This window comes from Modestobacter sp. VKM Ac-2977 (genome assembly GCF_026968045.1).
Classification (GTDB): Bacteria; Actinomycetota; Actinomycetes; order Mycobacteriales; family Geodermatophilaceae; genus Modestobacter.
This window is the reverse complement of the sequence record NZ_JAPVBQ010000001.1, coordinates 333,318-347,472: the sequence shown is the minus strand read 5'-3', so window position 1 is coordinate 347,472 and position 14,155 is coordinate 333,318. Positions and strand designations below refer to the sequence as shown.

The following is a 14,155-nucleotide window of genomic DNA, read 5'->3' as shown; positions in this document are numbered from 1 at the left end:
TCCCGGGCGGACCGGGGTCAGGCCTTCTCGGCGGCCAGGGCCTCGCGCAGCTTGATCCGGCCGCCGGTGCGCAGCAGCGCGCCGGCGTAGATCCGCCCGCCGATCCGGACGATGACGGCGATGGCGATCACCATCAGGAGGGCGGACACGCCCACCTCCCACCACTCGGCCCCGCCGGCGGCCTGCCGCACCGGCATGACCAGCGGCGAGAGCCCCGGGATGAAGGAGGTGACCGTCGACAGCGTCCCGGTCGGCTCCTGGGCCGCCTGGATGGAGACGACGAACCCGACCACCAGCAGCAGCGAGGCCGGGGTGATCACGCTGCCCAGGTCCTCCTGCCGGCTCACCAGCGACGCCGCCGCAGCGAACACCGAGGCGTAGAAGGCGTACCCGAGCACGAACCAGGCGATCACCGTGACCACCGTGCCGATCAGCCGGCCGGGCAGGTCGACGACGTCGAAGGCCAGTGCCCCGACCACACCGACCACCGCGATGACCATCATCTGCATCAGCCCGAGCAGGCCGAGGCCGAGGATCTTGCCGGCCAGCAGCTGCCAGGGGCGCATCGTCGCCAGCAGCAGCTCGACCACCCGGCTCGACTTCTCCTCCACGACGCCCTGGGCGACGAACTGGCCGAAGAGGATCAGCAGGCTGTAGAGGACGACCACCCCGACCAGGGCCACGATCGCCGCCTCCAGGTCGGCGTCCGCGTCGGCCTCCAGCGCGACGACCTCCACCGTGGGCGGCGGGTCGAGCTGCACCCCGGCGTCGTCCAGCTGGGTGGTGATGGACAGGTTCTGCAGCGCACCCTGCACGAGGGTGTCGATCTGCCCGCCGCCGCTCTCCACCAGCAGCTGCGGCTGGGCCTCCGACGGCCCGAGCAGCGCGCCCTCGACGTCGCCGTCCTCGACCGCCGTCCGGGCCGCCGCCTCGTCCTCGAACGCGACGACGTCGACGTTCGTGCCCAGTGCCTCGCCCTGGCTCTCCAGCGCCCCGCTGATGGCGGAGTCACCGCCGACGACCCCCACCCGGGTGTCGTCGGCCCCGCTGTTGATCACGACCTGGAAGACGAGCATCCCGAGGATCAGCAGGATGATGACGGCCGAGCCGATCAGGAAGCCCTTGTCCCGGATCCGGGTGGAGATCTCCCGGCCGGCCACCAGACGGACCAGCTGTGCCGGGCTGTGCGGCTTCACGTCGGAGTGCGCCGGTGCCGGGGCGCTCACGTCGCGGTGTGCGGTCGCGGTCATGCCGCCACCTCCTGAGGGGTCGTGACGGCGTCGCGGAACAGCTCGACCAGGGTCGGCTCCCGCCAGGCGAAGTGGGTGACCCGGCCGGTGGCCAGGGCTGCGGCGAGCACCTGCTGGTCGTCGCCGTCGGGGGCGAGTTCGAGCACGGTGTCACCTCGCTGCTCGGAGACCACCCGCACACCGGGCACCCCGGCGGCCCAGCCGGGCGACGCGTCGGGGACGACCACCCGCAGCTGCCGGCCGGCGGTCGTGGACCGCAGCTCGGCGACGGTGCCGCTGGCCACGATCGAGCCGCGGGCGAGGATGCCCACGGCATCGCAGAGCCGCTCGACCAGGTCCAGCTGGTGGCTGGAGAAGACGACGGGGACGCCGCGGCGGCACTGCTCGAGCAGCGCCTCGGCCAGGGAGTCGACGCCGACCGGGTCGAGACCGGAGAACGGCTCGTCCAGGATCAGCACGTCGGGCTCGCTGACCAGCGCGGCGGCGAGCTGCACGCGCTGCTGGTTGCCCAGCGACAGCTTCTCCACCCGGTCGCCGCGGCGCTCGCCCAGCCCCATCCGTTCGGCCCAGGTCTCGGCGGCGCGGTTCGCGGGTCCGGCGTCCATGCCGTGCAGCCGGGCGAAGTAGGCCAGCTGCTCGCCGACCTTCATCTTCGGGTAGAGGCCACGCTCCTCGGGCATGTAGCCGATCCGGCGGCGGACCGCCTCGTCGACCGGCCGGCCCGACCAGCGCACCTGCCCCGCATCGGCCCGCGCCAGGCCCATCGCGATCCGCATGGTGGTGGTCTTCCCCGCACCGTTGGAGCCGCAGAAGCCGAACATCTGCCCGGGGGCGACGGAGAAGCTCACCCCCTTGAGCACCTGGTTGTCGCCGTAGGCCTTGACCAGGCCGTCGAACTCGAGCACTGCCCCTCCGGGGGTTCGGTGTCTGCGCTGGATCGTGATCTTCCACGGCGAGACTGTCTGATGACTTTCCGAATCGTCAAGTGAACAGTCCGGCGTGTCCCTCTCTCGCGCTGCGGTGGCGCCCCAGGTCGGGTGGGATCGGGACATGACCACGGGCGACCACCCAGCGCAGGTGCCCAGCGGCGTGGGCCTGGCCGGGCTGCGCGAGGCGGCGGCCGACTGCCGGGCCTGCGAGCTGTGGGAGCCGGCCACCCAGACCGTCTTCGGCGAGGGCCCGGAGACCGCGCGGATCGTCTTCGTCGGCGAGCAGCCCGGCGACCAGGAGGACCGCGCGGGCGAGCCGTTCGTCGGCCCCGCCGGGAAGCTGCTGGACCGCGCGCTGACCGACGCCGCCATCGACCGGCGCGACGCCTACGTGACGAACTCGGTGAAGCACTTCCGGTTCACGCCCACCCCGAAGCGGCGGATCCACCAGTCCCCGGGTGCGGAGCACCTGATGGCCTGCCGCCCGTGGCTGGAGGCGGAGTTCGCCGTCCTCCAGCCGGAGGTGGTGGTCTGCCTGGGCGCGGTGGCCGCCAAGGCGCTGATCTCGCCGTCGTTCCGGATCACCCGCGAGCGGGGGCAGCTGCTGCCGTGGACGCCGCCGGGCGTCCGTGCGGCGGAGGCGTCGCTGCCCGACGCCGACCAGGACGAGGACGCCCCGCACCAGACCTGGGTGCTCGCCACGGCGCACCCCTCCGCCGTGCTCCGGACGCCGGACGACGCCCGGGCCGCCGCCTACGACGCCCTCGTGGCCGACCTCCGGGTCGTCGCCCACGCCCTCGCCTGACACCCGCGAGGGGCCAAGATCGCGCTTCTGGCCCCGGGGGGTCAGTCGTCCTCGGGTTCGGGATGGCGGGCCCCGGCGGAGAGCTCGGTCCCGGCTTCGACCGTCGCCCGCCGGCCGACCAGGGTGATCGCGCCGTCCCCACCGACCGTGGCCCGCTCCCCCACCGTCACCCCGTCGTCCAGGACGGTGCGGGTGACGGTGGCCCCGGCGCGCACCCGGGAGCCGGGCAGCAGGACCGAGTCGATGACGCTCGCCCCCGACTCGACGACCACCCCCGGCGACAGCACCGAGCCGCGGACCTCCCCGGCCACCCGGGTGCCCCCGGACACCAGGCTGTCCTCGACCACCGCACCGCTCAGCAGACGTGCGGCGCTGTGCCGGCCGCCGCGGGTGTGGATCGGCCAGCTCGGCTCGTCCAGGTCGATCGGCGGCTCCTCGCAGCGGAACTCGCGGTGGGCCTCCCAGTAGGACTCGACGGTGCCCACGTCCCGCCAGTAGCCGTTCAGCGGGTACGCCCGGGCCAGCCCGTCCTTCGTCTGCGCCGGCAGCAGGTGGGTGCCCAGGTCCTCCAGGCCGTCCTCGCCGATCTGGTCGCTGATCGCCTCGAGCCGGTCCAGTGTCTCGTCCGGGGAGAAGACGAAGACCTCGTTGGTGGCGGTCGTCGTCGCCGGATCGTCGGGCTTGTAGGCGTAGTCGGTGACCGTGCCGTCGCCCGCGGCCTGGATGATGCCGTAGCGGCTGGCGTCGGCCTTCTCGACCTCGGTGGTGACCATGGTGACCTCGGCCCCGGAGCCCAGGTGGGCCTCGACGACGTCGCGGTAGTCGAGCTTGTAGACCGCATCGGAGCTGACCACCACGAGCGCGTCGGCACCGAAGTCCCGGATGAGCTGGGACTGCCGCCAGAGCCCGTCGGCGGTGCCCATGGTGAAGCCGCCCCGCTCACTGCCCTGGAACGGCGGCAGCATCATCAGCCCGCCGGTGGTGCGGTCCAGGTCCCACGGGCGGCCGTTGGCCAGGTGCTCGTTCACCGACTGCGGCTGGTACTGCTCGGACACCCAGACGTCGGGGATCTGCGAGTGCTCGCAGTTGGACAGCGGGAAGTCGATGAGCCGGTAGACCCCGGCGAACGGGACGGCGGGCTTGGCCCGGGTCTCGGTGAGCAGTTCGAGGCGGCTGCCCTTGCCACCGGCGAGGACGAGGACGAGGACCCGCGGGAGTGCCATGGCCGCCCCCGTACCCGGGCGCGGAGGGCTCACCCCTCGGGCGGCGCGGCGTGCTCGTCGGCCAGCCGGCGGTGGGCGTCGCGGGCCACCTCGTCGGCCCGGGACGCCCGGAACAGCCAGAACGACGGCACCGCGACGGCGACCACGGCCATCGCCACCACGATCACCACGCCACCGGAGACCATCGCCGCGGTGACGCCGACGCTGCTGGCCATCAGACCGGCGCGCAGGTCGCCCAGCCGTGGCCCGCCGGCGACGACCACGATGAACACGCCCTGCATCCGGCCGCGCATCTCATCCGGCGCCGCCGTCTGCAGCATCGCCGAACGGAGCACCGCGCTGACCATGTCGCCGGCGCCTGCGACGGCGAGGCAGAGCACCGCCAGCCACAGCGTCGAGGCCAGCCCGAAGCCGATGATCGCCACGCCCCACACCGCGATGGCGGCCAGCACGACGGCGCCCTGCCGGTCGACCCGGCTGACCCAGCCCGACGTCAGGCCCATCAGCAGCGAGCCGATCGACACCCCGGCGAACAACCAGCCCAGGCTGTTGGCGTCACCCCGGTACACGGTCTGGGACAGCTCGGGGAAGACCGCCTGCGGCCAGGCGAAGAGCATCGCGATGACGTCGACGACGAAGGTCATCAGCAGCACCGGCTGGGTGCGCAGGAAGGCGAACCCCTCCCCGACCCCACGCACGGCCGCGCCGAGCCGCAGCGGACCGGAGACGCCCTCCGGCGGCAGTGGCGGCAGCCCGCGCAGCAGCAGGACGGCGGCGACGAAGCCGAGGGCGTCGATCGTGTAGACGATCGAGAGGTCGCCCAGGCCGATGAGCAGGCCGGCCAGCAGCGGCCCGACGATCACGCCCGCCTGGCGCACCGTCATCGCCAGCGCGTTGGCCGCCGCGACCTGGTCCCGCCCCACCAGCGCCGGGATCACCGCGCTGCGGGCGGGCTGGTTGACCGCGGCGAACCCGGAGACGGCGGCGGCCAGCACCCACAGCACGCTGACGTGCCCGTCCCCGGGCAGCAGCGCCTGCACGGCCAGCAGCGCACTGGTGACCGCCGCACCCGTCGAGCTGATCAGCATCAGCAGGCGGCGGTCCATGGCGTCGGCGATCGCCCCGCCGAGCAGGCCGAAGACGACCAGCGGCACCAGCGCGACGACCGAGGTCAGCCCGACCATCAGCGAGGAGCCGGTCAGCTCGTAGACCTGGTACGGGACGGCGACCAGCGTCATCTGCTGGCCGAGCATCGTCACCGCGACACCGCCGAACACCCGGCGATAGGCGCGGTTGCGCAGCGGCGTGGTGTCCAGCGCCCAGCCGCGCCGGCGGGTCACCGGCTGCGGCTGCTCGACCGGATGCCCACCCTCGACCGGATCCACCGGGGTGTTGGGGCCAAAGTCGCGATTTTGGCCCCTCTTGTTGCCGGGCCTCACGGGGCCAGGCGCTGCACCACCCAGCCGCCGCCTTCCTCGTCATCGCGCACGAACACCAGCCGGTCGTGCAGGCGGTCATGGCCGCCCTGCCAGAACTCCACCCGCTCGGGCAGCACCCGGTAGCCGCCCCAGTTCTCCGGGCGCGGCAGCTGCCCGGGCGGGGTCTGGGCGTCCAGCTCGGTCACCCGGGTGCGCAGCAGCTCCCGCGACTCGACCACCGTCGACTGGATCGAGGCGGCCGCGGCCAGCTGCGAGCCGCGGGGCCGCGGGTCCCAGAGCAGGTCCGACGCGGTCGGCCCGATCCGCTCGACGGCACCGGAGACCCGGACCTGCCGCTGCTGGGCGTGCCAGGGGAAGACCAGGGTGGCCCGGGGATTGACGGCGAGCTGGGTGCCCTTGGTCGAGGCGTAGTTGGTGCCGAAGAGGAACCCGTCGGCGTCGTAGCCCTTCATCAGCACGACGCGGGCATCGGGTGCGCCGTCGGCGTCGGCGGTGGCCACCACCATGGCGTTGGGCTCGGGCAGCTCGGCGGCGACGGCGTCGGCGAACCAGCGGTCGAACTGCTCCACCCAGGTGGCCGCGAGGCCCTCCTCGCCGAAGCCACTGTCGTCGTAGTCCCTGCGCATGCGGATCAGGTCGGCCACCGGCTCATGCTGCCACCGTTGCAGCGCGCACCGCCCGCTGGCCGGGGCCTCCCGGGTGCACCACGGGGCCGGCCAGCCCCTAAGTTGGGGCTCGTCGTGCGCTGACCAGCGTCCGTCCCCACCCGCGCGCAGAGGAGCATGCGAGATGGCCGACGACTTCGTACCGGGCCTGGAGGGCGTCATCGCCTTCGAGACCACCATCGCGGAGCCGGACAAGGACGGTGGGGCGCTGCGCTACCGCGGCGTCGACATCGAGGACCTGGTCGGCAAGGTCACCTTCGGCAACGTCTGGGCACTGCTGGTCGACGGGAAGTTCGGCCCCGGCCTGCCCCCGGCCGAGCCGTTCCCCATCCCGGTGCACACCGGCGACGTCCGGGTCGACGTGCAGGCCGCGCTGGCGATGCTGACCCCGATCTGGGGCTACCGCCCGCTGCTGGACATCTCCGCCGAGGAGGCCCGCGACGAGCTGGCCCGAGCCGCGGTCATGGCGCTGTCCTACGTGGCCCAGTCGGCCCGCGGCATCGGCGTCCCGGCCGTGCCGCAGAAGCGGATCGACGAGGCCTCCAGCATCGTCGAGCGGTTCATGGTCCGCTGGCGCGGCGAGCCCGACCCGCGGCACGTCGCCGCCGTCGACGCCTACTGGACCTCGGCCGCCGAGCACGGCATGAACGCCTCGACCTTCACCGCCCGGGTCATCGCCTCCACCGGGGCCGACGTCGCCGCCTCGCTGTCCGGCGCGATCGGGGCGATGTCCGGCCCGTTGCACGGCGGCGCCCCCTCCCGCGTGCTGCACATGCTGGACGGCGTCGAGGCCTCCGGCGACGCGGAGGGGTACGTGAAGGACCTGCTGGACAAGGGCGACCGGCTGATGGGCTTCGGCCACCGCGTCTACCGCGCCGAGGACCCCCGCGCCCGGGTGCTGCGCCGGGCCGCCGAGGAGCTGGGTGCGCCCCGCTTCGAGGCCGCCCTGGCCCTCGAGAAGGCCGCTCTCGCCGAGCTGCGCGAGCGTCGTCCGGACCGCCCGATCGAGACCAACGTCGAGTTCTGGGCCGCGATCGTGCTGGACTTCGCCGAGGTGCCCAGCCACATGTTCACCTCGATGTTCAGCTGCGCCCGCACCGCCGGCTGGTGCGCGCACATCCTGGAGCAGAAGAACACCGGGCGGCTGGTGCGCCCGTCGGCGCGCTACGTCGGGCCCGACCCGCGCAAGCCCGAGGACGTCGAGGGCTGGGACACCATCCAGACCAAGTCGATCGGCGAGCCCGCCCCCGCCCCAGCCTGACGAAGGACCATCCGAGAGGCAGACCGCACATGAGCATCACCATCCCCACCGACCTGCTCCCCCGGGACGGCCGCTTCGGGTGCGGCCCCTCCAAGGTCCGCCCCGAGGCGCTGCGCGCCCTGGCGACCGACGGGGCCGGGCTGATGGGCACCTCGCACCGGCAGGCGCCGGTGAAGGGCCTGGTCAAGCGGGTCCGGGAGGGCCTGTCCCAGCTCTTCGACCTGCCCGACGGCTACGAGGTGGTGCTCGGCAACGGCGGGACGACGGCGTTCTGGGACGCCGCGACCATCGGCCTCATCCGCCGGCGCAGCGCGCACGGCAGCTACGGCGAGTTCTCCGCGAAGTTCGCCTCCGGGGTCGCCGAGGCGCCGTTCCTCGAGGCCCCGGTGATCGCCAAGGCCGCGCCCGGCTCGCTGGCGCTGCCGACGGCCGAGGCCGGGGTCGACGCCTACGCCTGGGCGCACAACGAGACCTCGACCGGGGTCATGGCGCCGGTCTCCCGCCCGTCGGGCATCGACGCCGACGCCCTGGTGCTCATCGACGCGACGTCCGGTGCCGGCGGGCTGCCGGTGGACGTCGCGCAGACCGACGTCTACTACTTCGCCCCGCAGAAGTCCTTCGCCAGCGACGGCGGTCTGTGGATCGCGCTCATGTCGGCCGCGGCGCTGGAGCGGGTGGCCGAGATCAAGGCCTCCGACCGCTGGATCCCCGGCTTCCTGGACCTGTCGATCGCCGTCGACAACTCCGGCAAGGACCAGACCTACAACACCCCGGCGGTCGCCACGCTCTTCCTGCTGGCCGACCAGATCGACTGGATGCTGGGCCTGGGCGGGCTGTCCGGTGCGGTGGCGCGGAGCGAGGAGTCGGCGAGCCGGCTCTACGGGTGGGCGGAGAAGACCTCCTACACCTCGCCGTTCGTCGCCGACCCCGAACAGCGCTCCCTCGTGGTCGGCACGGTCGACTTCGACGAGTCGGTCGATGCCGCGCTGGTCGCCACGACGCTGCGCGCCCACGGCGTCGTCGACGTCGAGCCGTACCGCAAGCTGGGCCGCAACCAGCTGCGGGTGGGCATGTTCCCGGCGATCGACCCCGACGACGTGAGCGCACTGACCGCCTGCGTCGACCACGTCGTCGGCAAGCTGTAGGGACGCCGTCCCGAGCTCCGGGACGGGGGCCGTCAGGGCAGCAGCCAGGTGTCCTTGCTGCCGTCCAGCACGGTTGAGCCCTCGGCCAGCGTCACCTGGGTCCACGGCGCGGGCAGTGCCCGGGTGGTGGCGCCGGCGACGGTGAACACCCGCAGGCCGGCGACGCGGGGCGCCAGCGAGCCGTCGACGACGGCGGGCACCGTGGAGACGTCGAGCGGCTCCTGGGCGATGAAGCGGTGCGGGGCGGCCGCGACCTCGGCGTGCAGCTCGGCCAGCTCGGCCGCCGAGCAGCGCGGACCGACCACCATCCCGCGACCGCCGTACCCGTCGACCGGCGTCACGACCAGCTCGTGCAGCCGGTCGCGCACTTCGGCGAGCTCGGCGTCGTCGGCCAGCAGCCAGGTGCGCATGGTCTCCAGCACCGGCTCCTCACCGAGGTAGAACCGGATCAGCTCCGGCACGTACCGGTAGGTGGCCTCGCCGTCGGCCACGCCGTTGCCCGGCACGTTGGCCAGCGCCAGCTCCCCGGCCCGCACCGCGGCACCGAGCAGCACGTCCAGCGCCGCCCCGCTCGGCGTCAGGTGTGCGGCCAGCCCGGCCTCGTCCAGCCGCAGGTGGAGGACGTCGACCCGCAGCCGCTGCCCGTCCACCTGCACCGCGACTCCCCCACCGCGGGTCGGCCAGAGCGTGTCCGGCGTGGCGATCGGGACGTCCATCGCCTCGGCCAGCTGCCGGTGCTCGAACCAGCTGGTGCTGCGCGGCCCCTCCGACAGCAGGGCCAGCTGCGGCGTTCCGGTGCACGCCGACGGTGCGGCCTCGGCCAGCGCCGCCCGCAGCAGGGGCACCGCCTCGGCCGGGTCGGCGAGCCCGGCGGCCTCGGCCGCGGCGTGGAGCTCCGGCAGCGCGGCCCGGCTGCTGGCCCGGTCGCTGAGGGCGTACCCGATGCCCGTCGGCGTCCGCAGGTCGTCCGCGACCGCCACCCAGCCCGCCGGACCGTGCCGCAGGTCCAGACCCGCGACGGTGGCCCGCTGCTGACCGGGCACGGCCAGGCCGGCCGCCGACGCGCGCAGCCCCGGGCTGGCGGCGACGACCCATGCCGGCACGACGCCGGCGCGGACCACCTCCGGGTGCCGGTCGGGGTCGGTGCGGCGCCGCCCGGCCGGGCGGTAGACGTCGGCGAGGAAGGCGTTCAGCGCCCGGTGCCGCTGTTCGGCGCCGCGGGCGACGTGCGCCCAGTCGGCGGCCGGGACGACGCGGGGCACCGGGCAGAGCGGGAGCGGCCGCTCCTGCACCCGGCCGTCGACGTAGCTGCCGGCCACCACCCCGCGCGACCGGCGTTCCCGGTCGATCGCGTCGACGACCGCGCCGATCCCGTCGGCACCGAGGTCGTCCAGCGCCTGCAGCACGGGGCGGTAGGCCGACCGCCGCACACCCGTCGCCTCGTCGTCCGCCGAGCCGGTATAGCGCGCGAAGACGCCGGAGGCGTCGGTCATCGCGGGTTCACAGCCAGCGATCGAACCACTCCGCGACCCGCTCCGACAGGTGCAGCACGTTCTCCCGTCCCACGATCGTGTGACCCTCACCCCGTAGGAGGAGCAGCTCGGCCGGCGCGCCGAGCGCGGTCAGCTCCTGGTGCGCCTGGATCGACTCCAGCACCGGCACGTTGGTGTCCCGGTCGCCGTGGGTGAGCAGCACCGGCGACCGCAGCCGGTCCAGCGCGGTCATCGGGGAGATCGCGGCCAGCATGTCCCGGTCGGTGACCGGGTCGCCGTACTCGGTGACCGAGGCCGCCGCCATCCACGGCTCGGTGCCCGCGAAGAAGGTGCGCAGGTCGCTCATCCCGGCCAGCGTGGCACCGGCGGCGAACAGGTCCGGCCAACGGGTGAGCGCCACCAGCGTCAGGTAGCCGCCGTAGGACCAGCCGTGCGAACCGACCCGGCCCGGCACCGCGATCCCCTCGCCCACCAGGTGCTCGACGGTGGCGACGACGTCGGTGAACGACGCCTCCCGGGCAGCGAGGTCGTCGGCGGCCATGAACGCCCGGCCCTGTCCGCCCGAGCCCCGCACGTTCGGCGCGAACACGGTCAGCCCGGCGGCGACCAGCGACTGGGCCACCGGGTGGTAGTCCGGCCGCTCCTGCCCCTCCGGGCCGCCGTGGAAGCTCACCACCGTGCGGTTGGGGCCGGCCACCCCCTGCGGCGTGTACAACCAGCCGTCCAGCTCGGTGCCGTCGGCGGCCGGGTAGCGCAGCCGGACCGGCGTCACCAGGAGGTGCGGGTCGGGGTGGCGGGGCGTGCTGGGCAGCGGCACCGGCTCCCCGTCGACGTCCAGCGGGACCGACCACAGCGAGCGGGGGGACGTGGGGCCGGTCAGCTCGGCCAGCAGCGTGCCGCCGTCGGCCGACAGCGACCAGCCGGGCATGACCGGGTGCGGCAGCGACACGGTGCGCAGCAGGCCGCCCTCGGCCAGGTCCCGCAGCTCCAGCTCGGTGACCCCGTCGGCGTTCCAGACGCACAGCACCGTGCCGTCGGCGCGGACGGCGTAGGAGTCCAGGTCGGCGTCGGGCCGGGCGATGAGCACCTGGGCCGGGCCCGGCTGCCGACCGGCGTCCAGTGGGACCCGGACCAGCGCGGTGCGGTCGCTGCGCGGCAGCCCGGGCCGGGCCGGGAGCGCAGCGCGGAGGAAGACCGCCGAGCCGTCCGGGGCGAACCGGCCGTCCTCGGAGGAGTCACCACCCGGGGCGTCGAGCGGGATGACCCGCTGCTGGGCGCCGGTGGCGACGTCGACCAGCACGATGTGCCGGTGCCCGCGCGGGCCCCGCCGGGCCAGCACCGTCCGCTCGTCGGCGGAGACGGCGGTGACGGCGAGGAAGCCGCCGGTGGCCAGGGTGCGGTGGGCACCACTGACCACGTCGACCAGGACGACGTCGGCGCCCGGGCCGTCCCCGGGGGCGATCGAGCAGACGTAGTGGCCACCCGCGGTCCACCCGCCGGCGAAGACGGTGGCGCGTGGGTCCTGCCCGGCGACCAGGTGCCGCTCGGTGCCGTCGGGCCGGACCGCCCACAGCTGCGCGCAGATGGAGCCGCCGGGGCTCACCAGGTAGGCGAGCCAGGCGCCGTCCGGCGACCACGCGACCGAGACGACCTCCTCCTCGGCACCGGACAGCACCGCCGGCGGGGTCTGCTGGTCCAGCGCGGCGACCTCCAGCCGGGGGACGCCGGAGCGGTCGCTCACGTAGGCCACCCGGTCCCCCGTCGGCGCCAGGCTGGGGCACCAGGCGCCCGGGGCGCCGGCGATCTCGGCGACGGCGAGGCGCACCTCGGTGGACAGTCCGGTCTTGCGCAGGACGTCGGTCACGGCACACCTCCTCGGTCGGGGATCGGTCGGACGGCGCGACGGGTGCTGGACCGCACCACGCCGTCCGCCGGCCCCGAGTGGAGCAGACGGACGGCGTGGTGGTGTTCCTCGCCGCGCCGTGAGCGCGGCCACGTCAGGTCAGCGGATGCCGTGTCGCTGCAGCCACAGCTCGAGCAGCCCGACCTGCCACAGCTGGTTGGCGCCCAGGGTCGTGCGGTGGCTGTTCGGGTCGGCGAGCAGTCGTTCCACGTAGTCGGTGCGGAACAGGCCGCGTTCCCGGGCTTCCGGTGCGTGCAGCGCCGCGCGCACCGTCTCCAGGTAGTCGCCGTGCAGGTCGGTGATCGCCGGCACCGGGAAGTAGCCCTTCGGCCGGTCGATCACGTCGGCGGGGATGACCTTGCGGGCGGCGTCCTTGAGCACGCCCTTGCCGCCGTGGGCGAGCTTGAGCTCCGGCGGGACGGCGGCGGCCAGCTCCACGAACTCGTGGTCCAGGAACGGCACCCGGGCCTCCAGGCCCCAGGCCATCGTCATGTTGTCCACGCGCTTGACCGGGTCGTCGACCAGCATGATCGTCGAGTCCAGCCGCAGCGCCTTGTCCAACGCCGTCTCCGCGCCGGGCCGGGCGAAGTGCTCGGCGATCAGCGCCCGGCTGACGTCGTCGGTCACCATCCAGCGGTCGGCGAGCTGGGTGGCCAGCTCGCCGTGCGGCCGGTCGACGAAGTGCCGCGCATAGACGTCGACGGCCTGCTCGGCCGGGACGCCGTCCAGCGGCGGGTACCAGTCGTAGCCGGCCATCACCTCGTCGGCGCCCTGACCGCTCTGCACCACCTTGACGTGCTGGCTGACCTGCTGGGAGAGCAGGTAGAAGGCGACCGCGTCGTGGCTGACCTGCGGCTCGCTCATCGCCGCGACCGCCCCGTCGAGACCGGCGTGCACGTCGGCGCTGGGCACCATCAGCCGGTGGTGGTCGGTCCCGAAGGTCTCGGCGATCACGTCGGAGTACGCGAACTCGTCACCGGACCGCTCGCCCACGGCCTCGAAGCCGATGGAGAACGTGGCCAGCCCACGCTGCCCCTCCTCGGCCAGCAGGCCGACGACGAGGCTGGAGTCGACCCCGCCGGACAGCAGCACGCCCACCGGGACGTCGGCGACCATCCGCCGGCGCACCGCCACGCGCAGCGACTCCAGCACCCGCTCCTGCCACTCCCCGGCGTCCAGGCCGGCGAACTCGGCCCGCCGCTCGTGCACCGGGCGCCAGTACTCCCAGTCGGACTCCCGGCCGTCGGCCTCGTAGGTGCGCACCGTGGCCGGCGGCAGCTTGCCCACCCCCGCCAGGATCGTGCGCGGCGCCGGGACGACGGCGTGGAAGGACATGTAGTGGTGCAGCGCGACCGGGTCGATGCTGGTGTCCACGCCCCCGGCGCGGACGAGCGCGGGCAACGAGGAGGCGAACCGGACCCGCCCCGGCCCGCGGCTGAGGTAGAGCGGCTTGATCCCGAAGCGGTCGCGGGCCAGCACCACCCGGCCGGAGTCCCGCTCGACGACGGCGAACGCGAACATCCCCAGGAACCGCTCGACGCAGGCCGCGCCCCACCGGTGGTAGGCCTTCAGCACGACCTCGGTGTCGGAGGTGGAGAAGAAGCGGTAGCCGACGCCCTCCAGCTCGGCGCGCAGCTCCTTGTAGTTGTAGATGATCCCGTTGAAGACCATCGTCAGCCCGAGCTCCGCGTCCACCATCGGCTGCGCGCCCGCGTCGGTCAGGTCGATGATCTTCAGCCGCCGGTGCCCGAGCGCCACCGGCCCGGCCTGCCAGCCGCCCGAGCCGTCGGGCCCCCGTCGCTGCAGCTGGTCGCACATGGCGCTGACCGCCGCCATGTCGGCGACGCCACCGTCGAACCGGACCTCACCCGAGATGCCGCACACGTGCGCCCCTCCCCTGTCCTGGAACGGCGCCGCACTGCGCCGGCCTGATGTCCCACCGTCCCCCGCCGTCGTCGTCGGCACGTGGCCGGGCGGGTCCGGGGCTGCCGAGGTGACCATTCTGGTCGTTGCCCCGGCGGGCGGCGACCGGGCCTCCCGGC

11 protein-coding genes are annotated in these 14,155 nt (G+C 74.2%); 3 read left to right on the top strand and 8 right to left on the bottom strand.

From position 1 onward, the window contains the following. Positions 1–17: 17 nt before the first annotated feature. Together O2V63_RS01630 and O2V63_RS01625 are read right to left on the bottom strand one after the other, a co-directional pair. Positions 18–1,250 carry an ABC transporter permease gene (locus tag O2V63_RS01630; protein WP_269165825.1) on the bottom strand — a complete coding sequence of 411 codons (1,233 nt, stop codon included), beginning with the start codon at positions 1,248–1,250 and terminating at the stop codon, positions 18–20. After that, entirely contained in the window at positions 1,247–2,155 is a 909-nt protein-coding gene (locus O2V63_RS01625; RefSeq protein WP_269165824.1) for an ABC transporter ATP-binding protein, read from the bottom strand. Before O2V63_RS01625 ends, O2V63_RS01630 begins: the two co-directional genes overlap by 4 nt. A 145-nt stretch (positions 2,156–2,300) precedes the next feature. Between O2V63_RS01625 and O2V63_RS01620 the strand changes: the two genes are divergently transcribed. Then, a complete protein-coding gene (locus O2V63_RS01620) occupies positions 2,301–2,984 on the top strand; it encodes a UdgX family uracil-DNA binding protein (protein WP_269165823.1) in 684 nt (227 codons plus the stop codon). 41 nt (positions 2,985–3,025) lie between these two features. Here the strand turns inward: O2V63_RS01620 and O2V63_RS01615 are convergent, their stop codons facing one another. From O2V63_RS01615 to pdxH, 3 genes are all read right to left on the bottom strand, one after another. Further along, positions 3,026–4,207 carry a glucose-1-phosphate adenylyltransferase family protein gene (locus O2V63_RS01615; protein WP_269165822.1) on the bottom strand — a complete coding sequence of 394 codons (1,182 nt, stop codon included), beginning with the start codon at positions 4,205–4,207 and terminating at the stop codon, positions 3,026–3,028. A gap of 29 nt (positions 4,208–4,236) precedes the next feature. Beyond that, complete coding sequence (locus O2V63_RS01610) at positions 4,237–5,547, bottom strand: MFS transporter (protein ID WP_269165821.1); 1,311 nt, start codon at positions 5,545–5,547, stop codon at positions 4,237–4,239. Positions 5,548–5,642: 95 nt separating this feature from the next. Beyond that, positions 5,643–6,290 (bottom strand): pyridoxamine 5'-phosphate oxidase, encoded by a 648-nt coding sequence (gene pdxH, locus O2V63_RS01605; RefSeq protein ID WP_269165820.1) that lies wholly within the window; start codon positions 6,288–6,290, stop codon positions 5,643–5,645. Between the two features lie 145 nt (positions 6,291–6,435). Between pdxH and O2V63_RS01600 the strand changes: the two genes are divergently transcribed. Together O2V63_RS01600 and serC are read left to right on the top strand one after the other, a co-directional pair. Further along, positions 6,436–7,572: a citrate synthase 2 gene (locus O2V63_RS01600; RefSeq protein ID WP_269165819.1), complete on the top strand. Its 1,137-nt coding sequence runs from the start codon at positions 6,436–6,438 to the stop codon at positions 7,570–7,572. 29 nt (positions 7,573–7,601) lie between these two features. Continuing rightward, positions 7,602–8,717 (top strand): phosphoserine transaminase, encoded by a 1,116-nt coding sequence (gene serC / locus O2V63_RS01595; protein WP_269165818.1) that lies wholly within the window; start codon positions 7,602–7,604, stop codon positions 8,715–8,717. Between the two features lie 32 nt (positions 8,718–8,749). On the opposite strand, the gene O2V63_RS01590 is transcribed toward serC, so the two are convergent. From O2V63_RS01590 to O2V63_RS01580, 3 genes are all read right to left on the bottom strand, one after another. Beyond that, positions 8,750–10,210: a circularly permuted type 2 ATP-grasp protein gene (locus O2V63_RS01590; protein ID WP_269165817.1), complete on the bottom strand. Its 1,461-nt coding sequence runs from the start codon at positions 10,208–10,210 to the stop codon at positions 8,750–8,752. 7 nt (positions 10,211–10,217) lie between these two features. Then, positions 10,218–12,074 carry a S9 family peptidase gene (locus O2V63_RS01585; protein WP_269165816.1) on the bottom strand — a complete coding sequence of 619 codons (1,857 nt, stop codon included), beginning with the start codon at positions 12,072–12,074 and terminating at the stop codon, positions 10,218–10,220. A 138-nt stretch (positions 12,075–12,212) separates the two neighbouring features. Continuing rightward, positions 12,213–13,997 carry an N-acetylglutaminylglutamine amidotransferase gene (locus O2V63_RS01580; RefSeq protein WP_269165815.1) on the bottom strand — a complete coding sequence of 595 codons (1,785 nt, stop codon included), beginning with the start codon at positions 13,995–13,997 and terminating at the stop codon, positions 12,213–12,215. Positions 13,998–14,155 lie beyond the last annotated feature (158 nt).

What these genes read in the sequence shown, in the direction of transcription:
- O2V63_RS01630 (WP_269165825.1), bottom strand. Translation starts at nt 1,250, where the DNA reads ATGACCGCGACCGCACACCGCGACGTGAGCGCCCCGGCACCGGCGCAC.
- O2V63_RS01620 (WP_269165823.1), top strand. Translation starts at nt 2,301, where the DNA reads ATGACCACGGGCGACCACCCAGCGCAGGTGCCCAGCGGCGTGGGCCTG.
- O2V63_RS01615 (WP_269165822.1), bottom strand. Translation starts at nt 4,207, where the DNA reads ATGGCACTCCCGCGGGTCCTCGTCCTCGTCCTCGCCGGTGGCAAGGGC.
- O2V63_RS01600 (WP_269165819.1), top strand. Translation starts at nt 6,436, where the DNA reads ATGGCCGACGACTTCGTACCGGGCCTGGAGGGCGTCATCGCCTTCGAG.
- serC (WP_269165818.1), top strand. Translation starts at nt 7,602, where the DNA reads ATGAGCATCACCATCCCCACCGACCTGCTCCCCCGGGACGGCCGCTTC.
- O2V63_RS01590 (WP_269165817.1), bottom strand. Translation starts at nt 10,210, where the DNA reads ATGACCGACGCCTCCGGCGTCTTCGCGCGCTATACCGGCTCGGCGGAC.